This is a genomic window from Carnobacterium sp. FSL W8-0810, from assembly GCF_038007125.1.
GTDB lineage: Bacteria > Bacillota > Bacilli > Lactobacillales > Carnobacteriaceae > Carnobacterium_B > Carnobacterium_B inhibens.
Window position 1 is genome coordinate 905,286 of the sequence record NZ_JBBOWO010000001.1, and the last position, 24,721, is coordinate 930,006.

Annotated in this window: 20 protein-coding genes and 1 other annotated feature; of the genes, 14 read left to right on the forward strand and 6 right to left on the reverse strand. The window is 33.9% G+C overall.

The window, feature by feature from the left end; genetic code table 11:
* Window positions 1–128: 128 nt before the first annotated feature.
* From NST49_RS04445 to NST49_RS04470, 6 genes are all read right to left on the reverse strand, one after another.
* Window positions 129–821: a hypothetical protein gene (locus NST49_RS04445; RefSeq protein WP_251165755.1), complete on the reverse strand. Its 693-nt coding sequence runs from the start codon at window positions 819–821 to the stop codon at window positions 129–131.
* Window positions 822–1,021: 200 nt separating this feature from the next.
* Window positions 1,022–1,828, reverse strand: a complete 807-nt coding sequence (locus NST49_RS04450; RefSeq protein WP_341047275.1) for a TPM domain-containing protein — start codon at window positions 1,826–1,828, stop codon at window positions 1,022–1,024.
* Between the two features lie 174 nt (window positions 1,829–2,002).
* The gene (locus tag NST49_RS04455; RefSeq protein WP_341047276.1) at window positions 2,003–3,253 is read right to left on the reverse strand and encodes a metal ABC transporter solute-binding protein, Zn/Mn family; all 1,251 of its coding nucleotides are present in this window, start codon (window positions 3,251–3,253) and stop codon (window positions 2,003–2,005) included.
* Between the two features lie 110 nt (window positions 3,254–3,363).
* Window positions 3,364–4,332, reverse strand: coding sequence for a metal-binding protein ZinT (locus NST49_RS04460; protein ID WP_341047279.1), 969 nt, complete (start codon window positions 4,330–4,332; stop codon window positions 3,364–3,366).
* A 309-nt stretch (window positions 4,333–4,641) separates the two neighbouring features.
* A complete protein-coding gene (locus NST49_RS04465) occupies window positions 4,642–5,496 on the reverse strand; it encodes a DegV family protein (protein ID WP_341047281.1) in 855 nt (284 codons plus the stop codon).
* 235 nt (window positions 5,497–5,731) lie between these two features.
* The gene (locus tag NST49_RS04470; RefSeq protein ID WP_251165750.1) at window positions 5,732–6,922 is read right to left on the reverse strand and encodes an ROK family transcriptional regulator; all 1,191 of its coding nucleotides are present in this window, start codon (window positions 6,920–6,922) and stop codon (window positions 5,732–5,734) included.
* 887 nt (window positions 6,923–7,809) lie between these two features.
* Between NST49_RS04470 and NST49_RS04475 the strand changes: the two genes are divergently transcribed.
* The 14 genes from NST49_RS04475 to NST49_RS04540 all read left to right on the forward strand — a co-directional run bounded on the left by NST49_RS04475 (window position 7,810) and on the right by NST49_RS04540 (window position 24,709).
* A complete protein-coding gene (locus NST49_RS04475; RefSeq protein WP_251165749.1) occupies window positions 7,810–9,297 on the forward strand; it encodes a sugar ABC transporter ATP-binding protein in 1,488 nt (495 codons plus the stop codon).
* 42 nt (window positions 9,298–9,339) lie between these two features.
* Complete coding sequence (locus NST49_RS04480; RefSeq protein ID WP_341047284.1) at window positions 9,340–10,344, forward strand: ABC transporter permease; 1,005 nt, start codon at window positions 9,340–9,342, stop codon at window positions 10,342–10,344.
* A gap of 45 nt (window positions 10,345–10,389) precedes the next feature.
* Complete coding sequence (locus NST49_RS04485; RefSeq protein ID WP_251165747.1) at window positions 10,390–11,418, forward strand: sugar ABC transporter substrate-binding protein; 1,029 nt, start codon at window positions 10,390–10,392, stop codon at window positions 11,416–11,418.
* 226 nt (window positions 11,419–11,644) lie between these two features.
* A complete protein-coding gene (gene xylA, locus NST49_RS04490) occupies window positions 11,645–12,955 on the forward strand; it encodes a xylose isomerase (protein ID WP_251165746.1) in 1,311 nt (436 codons plus the stop codon).
* 27 nt (window positions 12,956–12,982) lie between these two features.
* The gene (locus NST49_RS04495; protein ID WP_341047287.1) at window positions 12,983–14,602 is read left to right on the forward strand and encodes a glycoside hydrolase family 43 protein; all 1,620 of its coding nucleotides are present in this window, start codon (window positions 12,983–12,985) and stop codon (window positions 14,600–14,602) included.
* A gap of 188 nt (window positions 14,603–14,790) precedes the next feature.
* Window positions 14,791–16,269 carry a xylulokinase gene (xylB, locus tag NST49_RS04500; RefSeq protein WP_341047288.1) on the forward strand — a complete coding sequence of 493 codons (1,479 nt, stop codon included), beginning with the start codon at window positions 14,791–14,793 and terminating at the stop codon, window positions 16,267–16,269.
* Between the two features lie 165 nt (window positions 16,270–16,434).
* Entirely contained in the window at window positions 16,435–17,469 is a 1,035-nt protein-coding gene (locus NST49_RS04505) for an aldose epimerase family protein (protein WP_341047290.1), read from the forward strand.
* A gap of 236 nt (window positions 17,470–17,705) precedes the next feature.
* Complete coding sequence (locus NST49_RS04510; protein ID WP_341047292.1) at window positions 17,706–18,341, forward strand: SGNH/GDSL hydrolase family protein; 636 nt, start codon at window positions 17,706–17,708, stop codon at window positions 18,339–18,341.
* A 296-nt stretch (window positions 18,342–18,637) separates the two neighbouring features.
* Complete coding sequence (locus NST49_RS04515) at window positions 18,638–19,303, forward strand: beta-galactosidase trimerization domain-containing protein (protein WP_341047293.1); 666 nt, start codon at window positions 18,638–18,640, stop codon at window positions 19,301–19,303.
* A gap of 261 nt (window positions 19,304–19,564) precedes the next feature.
* Window positions 19,565–20,413 carry an aldo/keto reductase gene (locus tag NST49_RS04520; protein ID WP_341047295.1) on the forward strand — a complete coding sequence of 283 codons (849 nt, stop codon included), beginning with the start codon at window positions 19,565–19,567 and terminating at the stop codon, window positions 20,411–20,413.
* A 40-nt stretch (window positions 20,414–20,453) separates the two neighbouring features.
* Window positions 20,454–20,957, forward strand: a complete 504-nt coding sequence (locus NST49_RS04525) for a hypothetical protein (protein ID WP_341047296.1) — start codon at window positions 20,454–20,456, stop codon at window positions 20,955–20,957.
* Window positions 20,958–21,476: 519 nt separating this feature from the next.
* A complete protein-coding gene (locus NST49_RS04530) occupies window positions 21,477–22,565 on the forward strand; it encodes an FUSC family protein (RefSeq protein ID WP_341047299.1) in 1,089 nt (362 codons plus the stop codon).
* 159 nt (window positions 22,566–22,724) lie between these two features.
* Window positions 22,725–23,000, forward strand: a binding site (T-box leader).
* 74 nt (window positions 23,001–23,074) lie between these two features.
* Window positions 23,075–24,193, forward strand: coding sequence for a 5-methyltetrahydropteroyltriglutamate--homocysteine S-methyltransferase (locus NST49_RS04535; RefSeq protein ID WP_341047301.1), 1,119 nt, complete (start codon window positions 23,075–23,077; stop codon window positions 24,191–24,193).
* A 51-nt stretch (window positions 24,194–24,244) separates the two neighbouring features.
* Window positions 24,245–24,709, forward strand: coding sequence for an S-ribosylhomocysteine lyase (locus tag NST49_RS04540; RefSeq protein WP_251165739.1), 465 nt, complete (start codon window positions 24,245–24,247; stop codon window positions 24,707–24,709).
* Window positions 24,710–24,721 lie beyond the last annotated feature (12 nt).

The following is a 24,721-nucleotide window of genomic DNA, read 5'->3' on the forward strand; positions in this document are numbered from 1 at the left end:
CCGTTTAATAATCTATTGACAAGATTTTAAATCGAATATGTTAGCTAGAAGCCGTTAAACAAAGAAATTACTTTGAAATAGAATAATCATTTGAATCAACTAGACAAGCTATTTACAATTTATACAAGTTAAAAAAAACTATTTCCTGCATAGGCTATTAATAAAAGCGCAATAATGAAAAATAAAATAGGCAATAAAAAGGCTGAAACCATTTGTAGCACAAAGTTCATACGTGTGTATATCTTTTCAAAAGTTGTTTGAAAGCCTACAAATAAGAAATACAAGGCAAATAACGGCCAAGAAAAAATAAGGTTATAGATCAGTAGTAGCAATAATAATTGGCCAAGTGTCGGTTGGAATTGCTGAACAACTGTCAAATAGGCAATAAAAGGAGCAGCGGTTGAAAATTCAACGACCGTAGTTGTAAAACCAATACCTATCAAAGAAGCTGGAGTGATTTTTTTTTCAGAAAACTTCAATTCTAGTTCTTTTGACTCATTATCACTCTTATCCATAAGAAACTGTCTAGTTTTCCAATTGATTAAAAAAGAACGAATACTGTACCAAATAAGAATACTACCAGCAATAAAGGCTAAGATTGCAGTTGGAAATTTAAGCATCGTCCAATAGGTTGTTAAAAACTGTTCATTTAAAATGGATACACCGGTATAGAAAACGAAGCTAGCTAAATAGTTTGTTAAAAACAACGTTACAATGTAATACCAAATGTGGTGTGTCTTTTTTAATAAACCTTGTAAAGTAAATTGTTGAGCGATAGCAAAGGGATTGAAAGAATCTATAAAACTAGTAACAACGGTCAAACTAATCAGTGAAAAAATAATAATCTCCTCCTAAACATAAAAAAAGATACACGCAGTTTCTACTCCTGCAGGGCCTATCGGAGTAGAAAATACGTATATCTTAGGTTTACTCGGCAGCAAACCAAACGTTATCAATTTAATAGCTATAGTAACAAAAAATTAGATGAACTGTCAATAGAACTAATAGATTTTGAGTTGTTTTAAAATTTACGGCTAGAACCGCCACCACCGGAACGACCACCGCCACCAGAACGCCTATTTGACTTCTTTCTGCTTCCAGAACGTTTTCTATTTCTTCCACCTTTTGAACTCCCGCGACTACCCGGTGTGAAAATAGCAAAACCGATACATACAATAATAATAAGCACGTTAAATGGTTTTAAACTCTTAAAAAAACGGAGAGTGGAGGGAATAAAACCATTATCGCGTGGAGGAGTGATGGGTGTTTCCGTGACTACTGAAGTACTAGACTCTTCAATTTCATAGTGGTATTCAGCGTTTACTTCGGTTACAGTATCTCTAAATATTTCCTGGAGTCCACCATCGAATAAATTGTTGCTTAAATAAGTTAGATTATCATCTAATATTTTCCCGGTTTTCCCATCTGTTAAAGTACCTTCTAAACCATAACCAACTTCAATTCGAATTTCTCGTTCCTCTAATGCTAATAAAATAAGGACACCATTATCATAGTCAACATTGCCAATTTCCCATTTTTCGAATAAGGCAACACTGTAGTCTTCAACGGTTTCTCCATTTAATGAATCGATGACCGCTACGACTATTTGAGGTTTCTCAGCAGTTTGTTCATAGTGTTCATTTATCGTTAAAATAAGTTCTTTTGTTTCTGGAGTCAAAATCCCAGGTTCATCATAATAATAAAAATTGGACGGAGCTTCTGGTAATTCAGATGCAGCTACTAATTGTGGATGTATGTATAAAAACGAAAACAAGGCAATAAAGACGATCCAAATTGTAGAAAACTGTTTATAATCAGAATGTTGCATAGTTTTATCAATTCTCCATTTCTTTGAAAGTAAAGCTAGAAAGTATTTTAGAGCTTTAGTGTACCATATGTTTGTTATTTCTTAGAATTTAAGTATTAAAAAGAGAGAACTCCCTTGTGAAAAAGGGGATTCTCTCTTTTAGATAATAATTTATTAAAATCATTCAATCACCAATTAGTGAATACTTAATTGTAAAGCTTCTAAATTTTTACGCATTAAACTTAAATAATCCATACCGTCATCTTGCATTTTTTGAGAAACACTTTCAAGGTCAAATAATACTTCTATATCAGTATTTGTTTCTTGACCTACTGTTTGAGCAATAGAAGAGTCTGCTCCTTGTTGGTAATAAATAACAGGAACATCATATTCCTTAACTAATTCACTGATTTCCGCAATACGTGATGGGCTAGGTTCTACTTCAGTAGAAATACCTCCTACAGCAATTTGTTCTAAGTCGTAACGCTGAGCAATATATCCAAATGCTTGATGTTGAACAACAAACACACGATTAGTTGCGGAAGACAAAGCTGCCTTATAGTCTTCATCTAAATTTTGAAGTTCTAAAATAAATTTTTCAGCATTCTCTTCATAATAAGTTTTCCCCTCAGGGTCAGCTTGAATCAAGGCCTCTTTGATGACTGTTACTTGGTCTTGAGCTAATACTGGATCTAGCCATATGTGAGGATCTGAACCTTCGTGATCATCGATAACGATTTCAACAGGAGCTGATTCAGCGTATGGAGTACCAGCTTCGTCAGAAAAGACAACTTTGACGTCAAAACTTTCACCAGTTGTTTCATATTCAAATGTTTCCTTTGTTTGATCTGAGACGGCCTTCCAGTCTGCGTTAGCTTCACGAATATACCACTGCAGGCCAGTTGAATCTCTCATCTCAGTTGAATCGGAAACAAGTTGAACAATATCTCCAGTATGGTAGTGACCAGCTAGTCCATTAATTTCAACGGTAGTAGGTAGATCTCCATCCACTTCAAGTAACTCTTCACTGTGATCACTGCTATCTTGTTGTTCATGTTCATGCGTTTCAGTACTAATAAAGTTATCAGCATCAGCTGTACGAACTGCAATAAGGTCTTTGCTGTCAAGAGAGCTCATAAGGCTTCCAACCCAAGGTTCCATTTCGCCACTACTATAAACAAACACATCTGCATCATTTATAGAAGCAACATCTCGAGCACTTGGTTCAAAATCGTGAGCATCTGTTCCAGGTTTTATGATCATAGAAACATCAGCGCGATCACCAGCTACTTCTTTTGTAAATTCATAAACTGGATAAAAAGTTGTTACAACTGATAATTCTGATTTATTCTTTGTTTCGCTGTCAGATTGCTCTGATCCACATCCAAAAAGAACCATACCTGCAGCTAAACTGAGCATACTTGAAACAAACCATTTTCTTTTCATATTTTCCTCCTGAATTTATCTATTAAACGCATTCAACAAATGGATCGATATCATTTAATTAAAAGTTTGTTTATGAATAGTACGTTTAAAAAGACTGGATTTAAAATAGGTTAGTGCGCTAACATATCCCGAACAAGTCCACTTGCATCTAGGTCAGCAGGATAATAAGTTGGCCAGTTATCCATCTCTTCTAACACAGTGTCTCTGTCATCTCCCCAGAATAAATGATAATGGTGAGATTCTTCCGGGAAAATATTGTGGTCACTGAATTGAATGTATTCAGGCATTTCGTCTGAACCGTCAACCAACTTAAAGACAAAACGTACGCCTCTGTTTCCCTTTTCGTAATTAAGAATTTCATAGCCATCGTTCTCATAAGTTCCTGAATATTCTTTTCCATCTTCGTAAAATGTAACTTGGTCTCCCTTGATAACAACTTGATCAACAGTAGTTTCATACCCAATAGTATAATAGGCTTTATATTCTTCAGCAGTCATAGCGTCACTTTCTGCTGCTTTATGTTCAAAAACTTCATCTAAATCACCAAACTGAAGGTAAGGAAAGACAGATTGCCATTCTCCTTCAAAATCGGATAATTCACGATTTTCTACTTGGTCATCTTCAAAATAACCTGCATAGATTTGTTTACTCGCTTCATCATGGCCATGATGATCATCAATAACAATTTTAACAGGCTCCGATTCAGCATAAGGTTCGTCATTATGATCTACTAAAGTAGCTTTGATTTCTAATCCATCAGCAGTAGCTTCTCCAATAAAGTCTTTAGTTCTTTGACCAGAAACAACTTTCCATTCGCTTACTTTGCTTTCTCTTGCATACCAATGCCACTGACTTGTTTCAGTTTCTTTTTCTGGCAGAGCACTTAGTTCAACAGGATCACCTGTATGGTAGTGATCTGCTAAACCATCAATTTCAATGGTTTGATTCTCATAACTTTCAGTAGCTTGATTACTCATACTACTTTGTGACTCTTGGTCTGAAGCAACATTTTCTCCACATGCTACTAATAATATACTAACTGTGAACAGTCCTATGTACTGAATTAATCTTTTTGTCATTTATTTCACCCTCCAAGTTTCAAATCGTAATGATTACGTTTTAAAACTTAACATCTTTCTACACTTATTGTCAATAAAATTATTTAAGTTTTATTTTAGTATAAGAAAACAATAGTGGGTTTAGTAATGATAAATACTGATAGGTGGGGAAAGAAACTAGTTGTAATCATTGTTTAAAATGAAAGGAATTATTTAGAAACATTAAAAAAATCTATAAAAAAAACTAACATACCAAATCTTTAAGTGAACAGATTTGGTATATTAGTTTTTTGATTAAACAATTTAATTTTAAATAGAAATTTTAATGATTTATTTCTTTTCGATCCCAATAATACCAAAAGCTCCAGGTCCGCCATGGCTTGAAATAACAGCACCAGCTGAGAACCAAGATGGGTCATTGTAACCTGCTTCTTGTAACAAAGTTTTAGCGAGTTGTTTATGGTTCTCACTCAATCTTTTTGTCCCACCAATAATCACTGTTTCTGGATCAATATCATAGTTCTTAACGAAATCTTTAACGGTATTTTTCAAACAGCGATCGAATGACCCGCGATATTTTTTAGAAGCCACTAAATAACCGTCCTTAAGAATAATAGTAGGATGAAGGTTCAAAAGAGATGCACCAAGATAGGCTACATTTGAAACTCGTCCTCCAGCTTTCAGGTAAAGTAATGATTGTGGTAAGAAAATAAAACGAGTCCGCTCGCGGACATCTTCCACAAAAGCAACAATATCTTCCGCAGTGGTGCTGGGATTATTTTCAATAAATTTTGCGGTTGCGACAATCACAGCAGTTAGGCCGCCTGAAACATTTTTGCTGTCAACGATATGAATATTATTAAAATCTTCAGCTGCTATAGTGCATGAAGTATAAGATACTGTAGTAACTGCTGAATATGCAATATGAATAATGTGAGCTTCAGGGTGCTGCGCCAAAATGCGCTCGAAAACAACGCTGTTATCTTGTGGAGTCGTTCCAGCAGTTTTTGGCAAGGTGCCTGTTTGATCATAAAAATGATAAACGTCTTCAACGTCAAAGCTTCCATCATCAAACGTCTCTGAACCCATGGTAACATGCATTGGAATAACATGAATATTGTAACGCTCGATAAGCTCTGGAGATATATCAGAACCGCTTTCGGTGGTGATTATAAATTTTGTCATATTTTCCTCCTGCTTCATCTTTTAGTGATGTAGTTATGGTAATCATATCATAAGCAAAAGAGGAGTTATACTGATATTAAGCGTTAGATATAAACTTATAATGTATTATATAAAACAAAATTAAATTATCAGAAGTGCTCTTTGTACAGTAAGTTTTATAAAATTGTTAAAAATAGTTTTCTCTAAAAAATATACCTCAAGTTAGAATAATTAAAACTTTGAGGTACATTATTTTTTATTTAGAAGATTGCAACTTATAAATAGCTCCACTATTCAATTGGAAATCTAAGTTTTCTACTCGCAGGAAATTTTTAATAGCTAGGGAAGAAGCTCCTAAAAGGGTAGCTTTAGCTCCAAGTTGTGATTCGAATAAAGGTGTATTTTTATTAAAGGAACTTACCATATTATTTTTTACTGCAAGTAATATTTCTGGGATTTTTCTCGTTAAGGAACTGTTGATATAGATTATTTCAGGACCATAGGTAGCAATAAGGTTATTGATGCCGATACTTAAATGATCAATAAGATCTTTAATAAGAGAAACAGTTTGAGTATCATTGTTTCTATATTCATTTACTAAATCATCAAGGTTCAATGAAAAATCATTTTTTATAAGACGAAAATGGTTAAGTATTGCTTTTTCTGAGCAATATTGTTCGAAACAACCTTGGTTCCCACAAGGGCATGACAAGCCATGTGGGTGAAGTATCATATGTCCAATTTCTCCACTTCTTCCATGTCTGCCACAATACAATGAGCCATTCATAATAATACCAGCTCCGATACCGCTATGAATACTTACGCTAATGAGATTGCTTTTTTTTGTTGAAAAAGTATTTTCAGCAAGCGAAGTTAAATTGGCTTCATTTTCCATATAAATTGGAATAGTTGTAATTTTAGATAGCTCTTCAAGTAAGTCGAGCTTATCTAAATCATAATAAGGAGTGAACACAATTTTTTTTTCGAAAACGATTCCATGTACTGCTAACGTGATACCAATAATCTGATAAGGAAAGTTAGACGCCAAATCGGTATACGAATCGATAATATCTTTTATAATTGATATTACATTTTCCTTGGTCACTAAAACACCTGTTGAACTTTTTTCTTTGACAATTTCTCCATTTAGATAGGTCAACATAGAAGCAACGTAATCATAGCCGATATCAATACCCAAAGAAACTCCTGCCTTCTTGTTTAGTTGTAACAAGATAGGTTTTCTTCCTCCAGACACAGAACTACTTCCAATTCCAATTTCATTGATTAATTTATCATTGATAAATTTTTTTACGATTTCTGAAATAGAGGCTTTATTTAAGCCGGTATTTTGAGAAACTGCAGAACGAGAAATTTCTGAATGATTAATAATGTTAGATAATACCATTGCTTCATTTTGTTCCCTGATTGTATATTTATCTGCAATCATGAAATCAATCCTTTATATTTAGATTTTTTAAGTCGGTATATTTTACCAGACGCTGTTACCTATAAAAAAAATTTAATGAAATTTTTTTATAGGTAACGAAGAGTAGTTTATTTGACTAACAAACTAAACATACCATAATTTTAGAACTTATGATATATCTATGACTTAAATTATTTATAAAATTTTATATAGGAATATTTTTGTCAAAAAATTAGGTGAAGTTGTTCCTTTTTCTTATAAATTCCTTAGAAAGATAGTCTTAGAGACATTCTATTATCTATTATATTATTTTGTAGCATAGCTTCATTTTTAACTATAACATTCAATATATAAGGTAGCAGTTTTTTCTCCATCTCATATATTATCTTCTTTAGAAAAATTATGAATTAAATAGTTGTTGTATAGTAATAACATTCTTATTTTTTTCGAGAAAAACTATTATGAAAGCGCTTGACAAAAAGTATGCTCTAATATATACTTTTTTTGTAAGTTAGTTAACCTTACTAACTTAACTAAAATACTTTTTATCAATGCGAAGGAGGAAGCTTTATAAGTTATTTTCTCAGAAGTAGGTTAAAAGAAAAATCAATATTAGATCCAGATAATGGCGAATATATATACTACAAAACAATTGTTAGAACTGACACAGACACTTACACTTGTACTTGTTTATTTGATAAAGGAAAATGACATGAATTAGATATTATACTTGATGCAACAGTTCTTAGTGATGATTACATCAATCAAACATACGAAGGATTCTTTACTGGAGCTTTTGTAGGAATAGCAAATATTGATTATTCTGACTATTAATTAGAGGTTGCTTTTAATTATTTTAAATATGGAGAATGATTAAATACGTTCTCTGAAGTTGAGGAGTTTTAATTATGGAGAGTCTATTTTCAATGCAAAACATTAATAAAAGCTTTGGAAAAGTTAAAGTCCTTAAAGATGTTCAATTAGAAGTGAAAAAAGGAGAGATACATGCGTTAGTAGGAGAAAACGGAGCTGGAAAATCTACCTTAATGAACATTCTTGGAGGTGCAATACCTAAAGATAGTGGGGAAATTATTTTTGAAGGAAGAGAAATAGATAATATGTCTCCTGATTTGGCGAAAGAATTAGGTATAGGATTTGTTCAACAAGAACTAAATCTAGCAGAATCTGTTAGTGTAGCCGAGAATGTATATATAGGACGTTTGCCTTGTAAAAATAAGAAATTAGGTATTATTGACTATGACAAATTGTACGAGGATACTCAAGAATTAATTAACTTATTAGGTGCAAGTTTCAAGCCTACAGATATAGTAGAAAAATTATCAACGGCTAATAAACAATTAGTAGAAATCGCAAAAGCCATCAGTTTAAATGCAAAAGCTATCATTTTTGACGAGCCAACGACATCACTTTCAGATCATGACGTTGAAATATTATTTATTGTAATTAATGCGTTGAAAGACAAAGGAATTTCAAGTATATATATTACACATAGAATGGACGAAATACATGAATTGTGTGACCGTCTTACGGTATTACGAGATGGCCAATATATTTCTACGGATTATGTTGAAAACTTAACTACTGAGGATATTATTAAACAGTTAGTTGGTCGTGATTTAGATGATTTATATAGAAAAGAAGAAACTGATGTTGGAGACATAAATATTGAGGCAATTGATTTGAAAGACAAATACGGTAAAGTTAAGTCGGTTACATTTAATGCCAGGAAAGGAGAAATCGTCGGCTTTTCAGGTTTGATTGGTAGTGGAAGAACAGAGACAATGAGGTTACTTTTCGGTGCTGATAAGTTGCAAGAAGGTACAGTGAAAGTTAATGGAAATCCAGTTGAAATAAACTCTCCAAAGGATGCAATAAATAATGGTTTGTCTTTATTAACAGAAGATAGAAAGAATCAAGGCCTAGCATTAAATTTATCTATAAAAGATAATATTAATTTGGCTGCATTCAATGACTTTATTATTAATCGTAATAAAATAGAAGAGAATGCGAATAACTTAATCCAAAATTTGAATATTAAAATAAGTGATAAAAACAATCCAGTTTTTAATTTATCTGGAGGCAATCAACAAAAAGTGGTTTTAGCTAAATGGTTAAATACGAATAGTGATATATATATATTCGATGAACCTACAAAAGGGATAGATGTTGGAGCAAAATCTGAAATATATAAAATAATTACTAATCTTGCAAAAGATAAAAAAACAATTTTAGTTGTTTCATCAGATATGACAGAATTACTTGGTATTTGTGATCGAATATATGTATTCAGCGAAGGTAAGATTACTGGAGAATTAAAAGCTAAAGAAGCAACGCAAGAAAAAATCATGAAATATGCAACGGTGGGAGTCAACTAATCAATACAATGTTAGTATCTAAAGTTAGGAGTGAATATAGTTATGAAAAATGTAATATCAAAAGACAAAGTTCAACCTAAAGACAAAGTTCAACTCAAAGACAAAATTCAATCGATTCTTTTAAAATATTCTGTTTATATCGTTTTAATTTTGTTATTAATATTCTTTTCGTTTTCTAGCCCGGTTTTTTTAACTCAAGCAAATATGGCTAATTTCTTTCGCCAAATTCCTTCTGTAGGTATTTTAACCGTTGCATATGCAATGGTATTAATTAATGGATATGTAGATTTGTCTATAGCATCCATTGCTGCTTTTTCCGGAACTGCAGCAGCATACTTATCTACACTGGGATGGAATCCAATAATAGTAATAGTAGTCGCAATGATGACGGGAGCATTTTTTGGAACTATAAATGGCTTACTAATTAAAAAATTAAATCTACCGGCATTCATTTTAACATTAGGAACTAGTTATATTATTCGTGGGATAATTATGTTTATTACGGATGGTATATATGTTACAGGTGTGACGGATTGGTTTGGAAAACTTGCATCTACAAATATATTTGGAAATGTTATATATAGCAGTACTCTTATATTCATCATATTAGTTATAGTTTTTGCTTATATTATGAAAAATACGCGTTTAGGTATACATTCATATATAGTTGGTTCAAATCCAGAAGCTGCTAGACTTTCTGGTATAGATACTGATAAACATGTAGTGAAGATATTTATGATAGAAGGTATTTTAGCAGCAGTAGCTGGAGTATTATTAATGTCTAACTTAAATGTTGGAGGACCAAATGAAGGTCAAGGTTTAGATTTACTAGCTATGGCTGCTGCGATTATGGGTGGTATCCAATTTAGTGGTGGTGTAGGTACAATAGGAGGTGCAGTTGTAGGTATCTTTACTTTACAAATATTTAATAACGGATTGTCTATTATGGGAGTAAATGCCTTTATGCAACAAGCTGTTACAGGAGGCATAATCATCTTTGCATTGGTAGTAGATTACTTTAGACGTAAAGCAGAAAAAAATAATTGACATACAAACTTATAAAAAATCATAAAATTAAAGGGGAGAATAGTTATGTTAAAAAAAAGTAAAATTTTATTGTCATCATTAGTAGTAAGTATATTGGTAATAGGCGGTTGTGGTAACGCTGATTCTGAAGAAGCAGCTAGTAATGATACAGAAAATAAAACACTATATTTTATACCAATTGTTGATACAGGAGCATATTGGAATCCAATGAGAGCTGGAGCAGAAGAAACGGCTGAGAAATTAGGTTATGAATTAATTGTAAAAACAAGTCCACCGGCAGAATCACAAAAAAATGAGAAGCATATCGGTTTTATAAGAGAAGCAGTTGCAAGTGATGCTGCTGGTATCGCGATTGCTCCTATTGAACAAAATATGTTTAAGAATCCAATTATAGAAGCAAAAGATGCTGAAATCCCAGTAATAACATTTGATGCTGATGTAGAAAATGAAGAAGATCGTGTTGCTTATGTTGGTACCGATAATGTACTAGCTGGAAAAGAATTAGGTCGTCAAGCAGCAGAAGAAATGAAAGAAAAGGGGATTACAAAAGGATCAGTGACAATAGTTTGTGTTGATAGAGCTCAACCAACAATGATCGCCAGAGAAAAAGGATTAAAAGAAGGATTTGCAGAAGTTATGGGAGAAGATACAGATAACTTTACGTGGTTAGAAACTATCCAAGATAAAGACCAATCAGCGGTATCTAAAGAACAATTGGAGGGGCAAATTATTTCAAATGATGACTTAGTAACTGTATTCTCACTAGGTTCAGAAGGACCAGACGTCGGAGTTATGGAAGCGCTCGCTTCTCAAAATAAAGCTGGGAAAATCCTTCACTATGGTTTTGATTACACAGAGACATGGAACCAAGGTATTGATGACGGACGTATTACTGGAATTGTAGATCAAGATGCCTACACAATTGGCGTTGAAGTTATTGAAAACTTAGTTAAGTCAATAGAAGGAGAAGAAATTGCTCCAACAATTCCTATTGATGTTAACTATGTTAAAGCAGAAGATATAGAAGCTTATGGACTAGAAAAAAGCGAACAATCAACAACTCAGACTGAATAATAAGATTGTTTGGATCTATATATAATAAATAATAAGTCTTTTAGAAAAATAATATATTGAACGTTATTTGTTTTAGAAATTTATTTCGGTAATAAAGAGAGTGAATTTAATGAGAACGTTGACAAAATAAAAATAAGATATTATGATAACCATAGTTTGTATTTCGTACAAACAAACTATGGTTTAAGATTTATAATATGAACAAAAATTAGGAGGACTATCAATTATGACATATTTTCCATCAATCAATAAAATCAAATACGAAGGTGCCGAATCAACAAACCCATTCGCTTTCCGTCATTACAATCCGGAAGAAGTAGTATTAGGAAAAACAATGAAAGAACATTTACGCTTTTCAGTAGCTTATTGGCACACATTTACAAATGATGGATCAGATCCATTTGGTAAAGGCGTTAATCAAAGAGACTGGTTAACGGATGATCCAATGGAAACAGCAAAAAACAGAGTAGAAGCATCATTTGAATTTTTTGAAAAATTAGGAGTTGAATACTTCTGTTTTCATGATATGGATGTAGCTCCTTATGGGGGATCACTAGAAGAATTTTTCACAAATTTAGATATGATCACAGATCTTATTAAAGAAAAAATGGATCAAACAGGAATCAAATTACTTTGGAATACAGCTGACAGACATTCTAATCCAATCTATGTTCATGGTGCTGCTTCAAGTTCTAATGCAGATGTTTATGCTGTATCTGCTGCACAAGTGAAAAAAGGGATAGACATCAGTAAAAAACTAGGCGGTAAAAACTTTGTATTCTGGGGTGGACGTGAAGGTTACGAAAATCTAATCAATACAAATATGAAATTAGAAGAAGAAAATATTGCTCGTCTTTATCATATGTCAATTGACTATTCGAACAAAATTGGTCACGAAGAGCTTATGTTCTTATTAGAACCTAAACCAAAAGAACCTATGAAACATCAATATGATTTTGATGCAGCTACGAGTATGTCATTCTTACAAAAATACGATTTAACTGATCGTTTCAAGTTGAATTTAGAAGCAAACCATGCGACCTTAGCTGGACATACATTTGAACACGAAATGAATGTAGCACGTAACTATGATGCGTTGGGATCACTGGATGCGAATCAAGGTGATATACTTTTAGGATGGGATACAGATGAATTTCCAACAGATGTTTACTCTGTAACATTAGCTATGGTTGAATTCTTGGAAAACGGCGGTATCGAACCTGGCGGAATCAACTTTGATGCAAAAGTACGCCGTACATCATTTGAAATGGAAGATTTATTCTTAGCACATATAGCAGGAATGGATACCTTTGCTAGAGGATTAAAAGCAGCTGCTAAAATAAAAGAAACACGTTTCTTAGATGAATTAAAAGAAAAACGTTATGCAAGTTATGAAACTGGCATCGGTTCAGATATTCTATCTGGGAAAACAGATTTAGAAACATTAACAACTTATGCTTTGGCACATGACGATGTCAAAAATGAATCATCTCATATCGAACACATCAAATCAAAATTAAATGATTACTTAATTTAAGAAACACTACCAATAAGGAGGTAAGAAATGATTATCAAAAACCCTGTATTAAAAGGTTTTAATGCAGATCCCTCAATCGTTAGAGTAGACGATACGTATTACATTGCAAACTCTACATTTGAATGGTTTCCTGGAGTTCAGATTCATGAATCAAAGGATTTAGTTAATTGGCAATTAATTACACACCCCTTGTCAACAACAACCTTACTAGATATGAAAGGCAACAAAGATTCTGGTGGAATCTGGGCCCCTGACCTTTCGTATGCGGATGGCAAGTTTTGGTTAGTGTACACGGATGTAAAAATCACAGAAGGACCATTTAAAGATGGAACGAATTACTTAACAACTGCTGAAAATATTTATGGACCATGGAGTGATCCAATCAAATTAAATGGTGTGGGATTTGATGCTTCTTTATTTCATGACGATGATGGGAAAAAGTATCTTGTCCAAATGGAATGGGATCACCGTGAGTATCGTCATGCTTTTAATGGAATCAAACTGACAGAGTATTCAGTTGAACAACAAAAACTTCTTCCTAAAACTGCAAAAATTATTTATAAAGGCACCGATGTTAAATTAGTTGAGGGGCCGCATATCTATAAAATGTTTGGATATTATTATCTATTTGCTGCAGAAGGCGGAACAGTTTATACTCATCAAGAAGTCGTAGCTCGTTCAAAAGAACTTTATGGAATGTACGAAACTCAACCTGGTGAAGCCTTCTTAACGGCTTATGACTCTCCGAAAAATTATCTTCAAAAGTGCGGACATGGGGCTTTAGTTGAAACACCTAGTGGAGAATGGTATTTTGCCCATCTAACCGGCCGCCCTTGGCATCATGCAACAGAATCAGCAACTGAACCTAGAGGATGGTGTACTTTAGGCAGAGAAACAGCTATTCAAAAAGTAGGATGGGACGAAGAAAAGTGGCCAATGATCGTCGGTGGAAAACAAGGTGCAAAAGAAGTTGAAGCACCAAAAGACGCCATTGAAATGCCTTTTGAATTAAACTATCTTGAAAAAGATAATTTTGATGAAAAAGAATTAAACATCCATTTTAATACTTTAAGAGTTCCTTTTAACGACTATTTAGGATCTTTAACAGCTAATCCTGGACACCTCCGTTTGATAGGCCGTGGTTCTCTCACAAATGAACACGAACAAGCCCTAGTGGCTCGTCGTTGGCAAGCTTTTGAGTTTGATGCAGAAACAGCTGTCAGCTACCAACCGGAGAATCATCAACAAATGGCTGGATTAGTAAATTACTACAATACTCAACATTGGTCAATGATCCAAGTTACATGGAATGAAATCAATGGACGAGTGATTGAGGTCACACAAAATGATCGTGGAAACTTTACAAGTTTTCTTAAAGAAGAAGCCATCAAAGTTCCGGAAAATGTAGAATATGTATACTTTAAAGTAAAGGTGCGCACGGATCATTATACGTATGCTTATTCCTTCGATGGAATAGAGTGGATGGATATTCCAGTGGAATTAGATGCTAAGATTTTATCCGATGACTATGTGAATCAAACTTATGGAGGCTTTTTCACAGGAGCGTTTGTAGGAATGGCGAATATTGATTACTCAGGATATGAATTAGAAGCTGACTTTGATTATTTTTCTTACAAAGAAAAGTAATCAATTAAGTTAAGAGTAATAAAAGTTTAAAACTAATCATTAGAATTAAGTTAGGTTATACGACTGGTCTTTTATAGTAGCTTAAGATTAAGTATCTTACTCCTGCTGTAAAAGACTTTTGTTTATTCTAATATTTGGTACTTTTACTAAAATAAAAAAACTGTTAAAGCAAAGTGAGGAGAAAAAAGATGCCATATGTATTAGGTTTAGATTTAGGAACAGGTTCGCTAAAAGGATTACTGATGACAAAAAACGGAACAATTATTACTACCAAGTCCGCTGAATACCCGTTGATAACTCCACAATCTGGGTATAGTGAACAAGACCCGGAAGAGTGGCTAAAAGCTGCTGAACAAGTGATTCAAAGTATTGTTAAAGAAATTCCAGATGCAGCGTCAAAAATTGATGGTATCAGTTTCTCAGGCCAAATGCATAGTTTAGTTCTTCTAGACAATAAAAATCACGTATTGAGAAATGCTATCTTATGGAATGACGTGCGAACAACTGAACAATGTCGAGAAATTACCGAAACACTAAAAGATGACCTGATCAGTATTACAAAAAATCGCGCATTAGAAGGATTTACATTACCAAAATTATTATGGGTAAAAGAGAAAGAACCTGAGATTTGGCAACAAGTTGCGCATTTTTTATTGCCTAAAGATTACTTAGGGTATTGGTTGACAGGCAATCAACAGATGGAATATTCAGATGCTGCTGGTACGTTGTTATTGGATGTTGAACAGAAGTGTTGGAGTAAAAAGATAATAGATACTTTTGAAATAGAAGAACGTATTTGCCCTCCACTAGTTTATTCTACAGACAGTATTGGGACAGTGCGGGAGGAACTACTTGAAAGATTGGGTCTTCAAGGTCGAATTGAAGTCTTTGCAGGAGGAGCCGACAACGCATGTGCTGCTGTAGGAGCAGGTATTGTGAAAGATGGCGTAGCTTTAGCAAGTATTGGAACGTCAGGCGTGTTTTTATCTTATGAAGAAACAGGTGACAAACAATATGAAGGCGACTTGCATTACTTTAACCATGCTGTAAAAGATGCTTACTACTCAATGGGCGTTACATTAGCAGCAGGACATAGTTTAACTTGGTACAAAAATACATTTGCAAAAAACGAAATATATGATGAATTGTTACAGGGTGTAGCGGAAATCCCAGCAGGTTCAATGGAATTGTATTTTACGCCTTATATCGTAGGCGAACGCACACCGCATGTGGATAGTAAAGTTCGAGGCTCTTTTATCGGCATTAATACCAATCATACACGAGATCATTTTACACGTGCTGTGTTGGAAGGTATTACCTTTTCACTAAAAGATTCACAGGTTTTAATGGAAGAAAAGTCAGGGAAATCCTTCAAAAGAATTATTTCTGTCGGTGGGGGAGCAAAAAATAAAGATTGGCTGCAGATACAAGCAGATATTTTCGATGCAACGATTGTCACAATGTCAACTGAGCAAGGACCGGCTATGGGAGCTGCCATGATAGCAGCTGTTGGGGCAGGTTGGTTTGCTGATTTAAAAGAATGTGCATCTGTGGTTGTTTCCTACAAAGACGAAATTCATTCTATACCAGAAAATGTAGAAAAGTATAAAAATAGCTATAAAAAGTATAGAGAAATTTATCCGGCTACCAAAGATTTCTTCCATTAATATTAATTGGTATCAGCAGTTCAAATGACCATTTAATTGAAGGGAAAGCAACATTATAATGTTTTATTCTATCAAGTTTTCATAGTAAGAGTGGTATTTCATTTGAGGATGGAACCACTCTTTTTAAATGATTACTGTATAAAACTACTAAATGGAGTTGACACTATGGATATTACGATACGTACGGTAAATGATCGTTGGAAACTTTTTACTCTAACTAATGATAATGGGATGGAAGTCCAATTTTTAAATTATGGAGGAATCATTACAAAAATTTTAGTTCCAGATAAAAACCAGAATAAAAAAAATATTGTTTTAGGTTATGCCGATTACAAAGATTATGAATCAGATCCAAATTTTTTAGGTGCTGTAATTGGTCCCGTTGCAGGCAGAATCAAAGAAGCAGAATTTACTCTAAAAAATAAAAATTTCGGGTTGGAACAGAATGATGGGAATCATCATCTTCATGGCGGATCAAATGCATTTCATCGTGTGATTTGGGAAACTGAAACAATTAAAACAGATGATAAAGCAGGTGTTACGCTAAGTTATGTAAGAAAAGATGGGGAAAATGGCTATCCGGGAAATGCAACAGTAGCTGTTACGTATACGTTGACTAATAAGAACCAGTTAATGATAGATTATGAGGCAACTACCGATGAAACCACACCCATAACGTTGACTAATCATTCCTACTTTAATTTAACGGGTGATACAAATAATACTGTCCATACTCATCAATTGATGGTAGACAGCCATCAATTTCTTGAGCTGAACAGTGGACTCATTCCTACCGGGAAAATAATAGATGCAACGGATTCATTATTTGATTTTCGAGAAGGAAGAGAATTAAAGAACGGCATGGTTGCTGGTTCAGAACAGAATAAAATAGTGGGTAATGGCTATGATCATTATTTTTTATTTGACCATACTAAAGAAAAAAATGTCATTGTTAGAGATAAGAACAGCGGCAGAGTTCTTACAATTGAAACGGACCAGCCAGGTATGGTGTTATATACAGGACAAAATATAGTAAAAGGACTTGAATTAGATGGTGGAAGTTCAAAAAAATATTCAGGAGTCTGTTTTGAAACACAATCATCTCCAGCTTCTTTACATCACGAGGGGTTACCGATGATCATTCTAAATCCCAGTGAAATTTATAAAAAACAGACGACTTTTTCATTTTATGTTGAGTAATTTCTATGAAAAATCGAAGATGCATTACATGCTAGTCTCTACTTATTTTTTATACTATTTTAATTTTTTTTCAAAATAACTACAATTAAATTTATGATAATTCTTTACATTGTTATTTAATAGAATATAATTATTGATAGCGCATACACGGATAAAATGGATAATCGTCAGTGTATTTCACCTGTTTTATGAGTAACTTAATCTACATAAGATAGAGAATATTTAGGAGGTTTTTTATGAAGCTTGAAGCAAATGATACGATATTATTTATCGGGGACAGTATTACAGATGCTGGGAGAGATAGAAATGATTCTCACCACTTAGGTTATGGTTATCCCCTAATGATTGCAGGACGCCTATTAGCTATTTACCCTGAACTAAATTTAAAGGTAGTGAATCGAGGAATCAGTGGAGATCGTGTTTCACATTTACAGGAACGTTGGCTGAACGATTGTTTACGTACTCAACCGGATGTTGTTTCTATTTTAATCGGAATAAATGATACATGGCATAATATGGGGACAGATGTATCTGGCTCTAGTGAATCAATGATACAATTTAAATCAAAGTACCAAGATATTTTGACACAGGTTAAAGAAAAAACAAAAGCTAAAATTGTAATAGTTGAACCATTTTTACTTCCTTATCCAGCAGATAGAAGAGAATGGCGTTATGATTTAGATCAACGCATTCAAATTATTCGTGAACTTGCAAATGAGTATGCAGATGAATTTGTTTCTCTAGATGGAGTTTTCCACTCTACCGGAATTAAGAGTAGTTACCAATATTTGACCGGAGAAGATGGAGTGCATCCTACTGTTGCTGGACATGGTAAAATTGCAGAAGAATGGTTGAAAATAATCGAGAATTAAGTACAATCATTAAAATTAAAACAAAAGATAAGTAGTACTTTTATCAACAAAGATTCCAATTATACACGAGATTATTTTACACGTACTTTACTAGAAAGTATTGCTTTTTTTGTGATTTAAAAATATGAAGTCTGCTATAGAAAATATCCGGAAATTTACCTAGCTACTAAAGATTTCTTTCAGAAATAAAGGGTATAAATAAAAACTGGCAAAGTACAAAATCTTTGTCAGTTTTTATTATTCAGTAGAAAATACCAGAATAGAAAGGAAAAAAATGATGCCAATGATAAATCGATGTGATTTTAGCGCCAGTACTTTATATGGTTAAAGAAGGTGTATCAGAAAAAATTGAACAGTATGTAGAAAATGGCGGTACGTTTGTGACAACATTTATGAGTGGGATTGTTGATCAAAGCGATAATGTTCATTTGGGAGGCTATCCAGGTCCATTAAGAGATGTATTGGGAATTTGGGTAGAGGAAATCGACGCTTTAGCTCCTGAACAACGAAACCAAGTGGTAGTGAAAAAGGTCGATTTAAATCAAGAAAAATACGATTGTCGAATGGTGTGTGACTTGCTGCATACTGAAGGCGCGGAAGTAATTGCTGAATATGGTACAGATTTTTATAAAGGGATGCCAGTCATTACAAAAAATAATTTTGGAGCAGGAGAAGCTTGGTATGTTGGAACAGTCCCTGAACAAAAACTGTTGGATGAACTGATTGGAAAACTGCTTAAATCTAAAGGAATTCAAGGATTTGAACATTTACCAGCTGGTGTTGAAATTGCCAGTCGTAAAAAAGGAGAGAATGAATTTTACTTTTTAATGAACCATACTGAAGAAAATAAGACGGTTGAGACCGATTTTGAAGGGTATAAAGACCTATTAACTGGCGATCAAGTAACTAGAAATATAGAGCTAAAACCCTTTGATGTAAAGATTTTATTGGAGAATAACTAAAAAAATCGCAGGAAAAGGCCGAGGTTTTCTAAATCTCAGCCTTTTTTCATTTGAAATTGATCAAGTACTGCTATAAAAGAAGATGATGCATTGGCGAGATCTTTTTTACATTTGGACTTATAACATAGGGGAATAAATAACTGATACTCATTGACTTAATATTTTTTTCACTTTAATAACTGTAGGCATATTACATGATACTCCTTGTTTATTCCTTTATACTGGATACTGTAAAGTATTCATAGAAAGGATGAAAGTAAAATGACAAAAATTGAGAAATTCGAACTAAATGATGGAACAAGTTTGCCGGCTATTGGATTTGGAACGGTGAATGTTCAAGGAGCTCAAGGTTTGAACAGTGTACTCACGGCTATTGATGCGGGTTACCGACTTATTGATACTTCAACTAACTATATGAATGAAGGAATGGTAGGGGAAGCTATCCGACGTTCGTCTGTTCCACGTGAAGAACTGATGATCAACTCAAAATTACCAGGAAAAGCGCATGAATACGATAAGGCCATCAAGATGATTCAGGAATCTTTATATCGTATTGATATTGATTACTTTGATAAATACTTGATTCACTGGCCACTGCCTAAACAAGATAAATATGAAGAAGCATGGCAAGCATTAGTTGATGCACAAAAATTTGGATTGATAAAAACGATTGGTGTATCGAATTTCTTGCCAGAACACCTTGAACGTATCATTGAAAAGACGGGCGTTACTCCTGCAACCAATCAAATTGAGCGCCACCCGTACTTTAATAATAACGCATTAGTAGAAGCCAACAAAAAATTAGGCATCTTAACGGAAGCTTGGAGTCCATTCGGTCGTGAGATCAATGATGTATTAGAAAATGAAACGATTGTTAAGTTAGCCGAAAAATATGGAAAAGAACCTGCACAAATCATCATTCGTTGGAACTTACAAAATGGTGTGATGCCGATTGTAAAAGCTTCTTCTTTTAGTCACCAAAAAGCTAATTTAGATGTGTTTGATTTTGAATTGTCAAAAGAAGATATTCAAGAAATCGATGCATTAGATAAAGGTGAAGAGGGCAGAGTAGAAGGGCAACATCCAAATGAATACGAAGAGTTTGATTAAACCATTTTTTGATTAAAGAAATGAAAGGAAGAAAAATCTTATGGTAGAGACTATTTATACCAAAGAAAATAAACCTTTTCCTAACAATCCACTGCCTGTTCTCTACTATCCAAAAGCAGTAGCTCGTTTATTGAACGAATTTGATCCAGCACAGAATGTGCAGGATCTATTTGAAAAAAACGGGTATACCAATGGATGGGTAAACGGTATTTTTTCTTATAATCATTTTCATTCCAATACCTATGAAGTATTGGCTTGTATTGCTGGTGAAGCAACTGTGCAACTTGGAGGTCCTGATGCTCAGTGCTATTCTTTTTCTAAAGGGGATGTTTTATTTCTTCCTGCAGGTGTAGCCCATAAAAGAATTGATGCTAGTCCTGATTTTAAAATAGTGGGTGCTTATCCTGATGGATTAGAACCAGATATGCAAAAAGGAAAAGCAGAGGATTACGAGGCAATCAAACAAGCGGTTGCATGTGTTAATCAACCAGAAAATGATCCTGTTGAAGGAAAAGATGGAGCAGTAATAAAGTATTGGACCTAGAATTATTCTAGGTCTTTTTTATGTTAGTTAGTTTTTATATCAATAAGTAAAGGGACTAAACTTTATGAAGAAAAACTTTAATAGTCTAAAAAAACAAAACTATAGAAGCTAATCAGCTAGTATGATTGGCTTCTGTAGCTTTGTTTTGCTTCTAGCTCTTTCCATTAAGGTCTGCTTAAACAAAAAAATTCCTTGTTATTTGCTTTTCATATTATTTTATTTATCAATAAAGGAAAAATTATGGGGATTTGTCATAATAATTGCCCTTTTTTTAATTTGTAAAGGCGATATACTTGAAAGGTAATGAATAAGAGCCACAAGAATAGGATATAAAAAGGTTAAGGAGCAAAAATAAACTTCGGGTAATCACTAAAAACTGAGCCATTGTAGTGGTTTTAATGTTGTTCAAGTTGATTAGTATTATTAGAACGATGTTAACTCTAATAATTTAAAAGTATTATTGCTTATTCAAAGAATAAAAGGAACAAAAAATCAATTATGGAATCAGGAGTTTTTATAATGGAAAAGAAAAGGAGCTTTTTTAAAGAAATCATCACTATAAAAGAAACAAAAGATTCTTTGTTGCGTGTTTTTGGTGCGGGATTTACTACTGGAATTATGCTTATGGCAGGCTACTTGCTAAATAATATGCAAATTGGAACGTTCGGAGCACTGGGAGCTTTCGCATTTTTGTATTACCAGCCAATTCCGACCAAAGCATTGATGCAACGGATCTTTAAAGTTGGGATCTGTTTAGTGCTGAGTTTTATGGCAGGAGCCTTATCAACCTTTGTACCTTGGATGATCCCTATTACGATTAGTATAATCAGTTTAATTAGTCTTTTAATTTTCAGAATCCTTCATTTGCCAAATCCAGGATCCTTCTTTGTAATTATGGTAGGTTCTATGGGAACAGGCTTAACATTGCCTCTTGCGGGGATTATTTGGGCTACGATTTATGTAGCTTGTGGAGTTTTGGTTGCGATTTTAATGGCTAGTTTAGTTGGTGTGTTGCACAGAAAGCTTATTGAAGAAAAAGAAGAGTATAAATCTGAATCATTTAAGACGAAATTTCTCTATGCTATAAAGCACGATCAAGAATTACTATTGTCTTCTATTCATCATGCAGGAATAATCTTTTTTGCTACTTATCTGGGTTTAGCACTAGAATTGGGTAATCCATATTGGATAACGATTTCTTGTGCGGCTGTGCTTCAAGGAAGAAAGCTAAATGTCATTATGTATCGAAACGTTCAACGGATAGTTGGCGGTGTTTTCGGATTGTTAGTAGGAATGTTTCTATTCTCGTTAGATCTTAACGTGATTCAAACGATTATTGTTATTACGATTTTGAACTTTTTTGTGGAGTATGCTATGGTACGCAATTATGGGCTGGCTAATTTCTTTACAAATCCTCTAGCTTTATTGTTGGCAAATTTATCAAGTGGCGCTTTTGTTAATGATTTAGTAGGAAATCGCTTTATTGGTTTGGTAGTAGGAAGTATTATTGGATTCATCGGAGCAGCAATGATAGCTGGTGCAATCACTTTGTTTAAAAAGGGAGAAAAGGTTCCAGAAAAGTATCTTAGTGTTCCAAAAGAAGAGTAAAAGTTAAAGAGGCAGAATCTATTGCTCGAAAATAGAATCAATTGTATTAGTTGCTTTAAAGGATTGCAAAAAAACAAAATAAAAAAGATTGACAATAGAATAGTAGAATGTTAAATTGTTGTTACGTTAAATTCAGATTATAAAACAGTTTGAATTAGATGAAACGCAGCGATAAGAAAAGTACATTTAAGTGGAATCTTTACAGAGAGCCCTGGTAGCTGAAAAAGGGAAGAGAAAGCTGAATGGAAAATGGTCTTTGAGTGGAACAATTGAACGTTCTTGAAATTTTTATAGAACTTTAGATTGTTACGGGTGCACCCGTTATAGTGCTACAGTATGGGAAGTGGTATTTTGCTTTAGTACTGGAAAAGGTGAAAACTGTGAGGTTTTCATAAAACAAGGTGGTAACACGAAATCAATGATTCCGTCCTTGCACAAAAGATTTTTCTTTTGTGTAAGGACGGATTTTTTATTTGCTTTTAAATACTAAATAGAAAGAGGGAAAGAAAATGTCAGTAATTACAGAGAAATTAACTAGAACAGGTGCACCATTTAGAGGAGATCAAGTAGGGAGCTTTTTACGGCCAAAAGCGTTGAAAGAAGCCCGAAAAGCTTTTGCTGAAGGAAATATTGCTTTAGAAGAATTACGTAAGGTGGAAGACAATGAAATTGACAAGCTAGTGAATAAACAAGTGGAAGCGGGACTCAAAGCAATAACTGATGGTGAGTTCCGCAGAAGCTGGTGGCATTTAGATTTTCTAGAAGGATTAATTGGAGTTGAAGGTTATGTACCAGAGCATGGTTATTTCTTTGAAGGAGTAGAAACAGAAAAATACGATGTTCGAAATACAGGCAAAATTACTTTCAATCCAAACCATCCTTTTTTTGAACACTTCGTTTATTTAAAAGAAAGTATAGGAGACAGAGCGCTGCCTAAATTTACTATTCCTAGTCCAAATCAATTACTGCACCAAGGTATTCGCGATGAAGTTCTTTACCCAACGGTAGAAGCTTTTTGCGAAGATATCCAACAAGCGTACCGCGAAACGATTCAAGAATTTTATCGCTTGGGTTGTCGCTATTTACAAATCGATGATTGTTTTTGGGGCGTGTTGTGTTACGACAAAGTAGTAGAAGACATTTCTGAGCAAGAACTAACTTATTTAAAAGAGTTATCCGCAAAAAATGTACAAGCTATTTTAAAAGATAAACCAGCTGATCTGGTTATTACAACCCATATTTGTCGGGGTAATTATGCCTCTACTTTTGCTGGGAGCGGAGCCTATGAGCCGGTAGCTAAGGAATTGTTTGGGCAAACAGATTATGATGGTTACTTTTTAGAATACGATACTGAACGATCTGGCGGCTTTGAACCTTTGCGCTTTTATAAAGGTAAAGGGCAAATTGTGCTAGGACTTATTACTTCTAAAACAGGTGATTTGGAAGCGAAAGAAGACATCAAAGCACGGATCCAAGAAGCTTCCAAATATGTTCCTTTAGAGCAACTTTGTTTAAGTACACAATGCGGGTTTGCTTCAACGGAAGAAGGAAATCATTTAACTGAAGAAGAACAATGGAATAAATTGAAATTGGTATTAGAAGTTTCTCAAGAAGTTTGGGGAAACTAAATCAAGGACAGAGTTAAAAATAATAAAAGACTATTTTAGGAGGAATGCAGCATGGCAAAAGTAGAAAGTTTTGAATTAGATCATAACTTGGTGAAAGCGCCGTATGTACGTGTGGCAGGAGTAGAAAAGAACGATAAAGGAAGTACTGTACAAAAATACGACTTGCGTTTTTTACAGCCAAATCAAGATGCGTTACCTACAGGAGCTTTGCACACATTAGAACATCTGCTGGCAACTTATTTACGGGATGAACTGGATGGGATTATTGATATTTCTCCTATGGGTTGCCGTACCGGTTTTTATCTCATTAAATGGGAGGAAGATTCACCTGAGGTTGTAGTAGAAGCTTTAGAAAAAACGTTACAGCGTATTTTAGACACAGAAGAAGTTCCAGCTGTATCTCAAATTTCTTGTGGGAATTATAAAGACCATTCTTTATTTTCGGCGAAAGAATATGCAAAAAATGTACTGGAAAAAGGCCTCAGTAGAGACCCGTTTGAACGTACATTTGCCTAACGTCTATTCTTA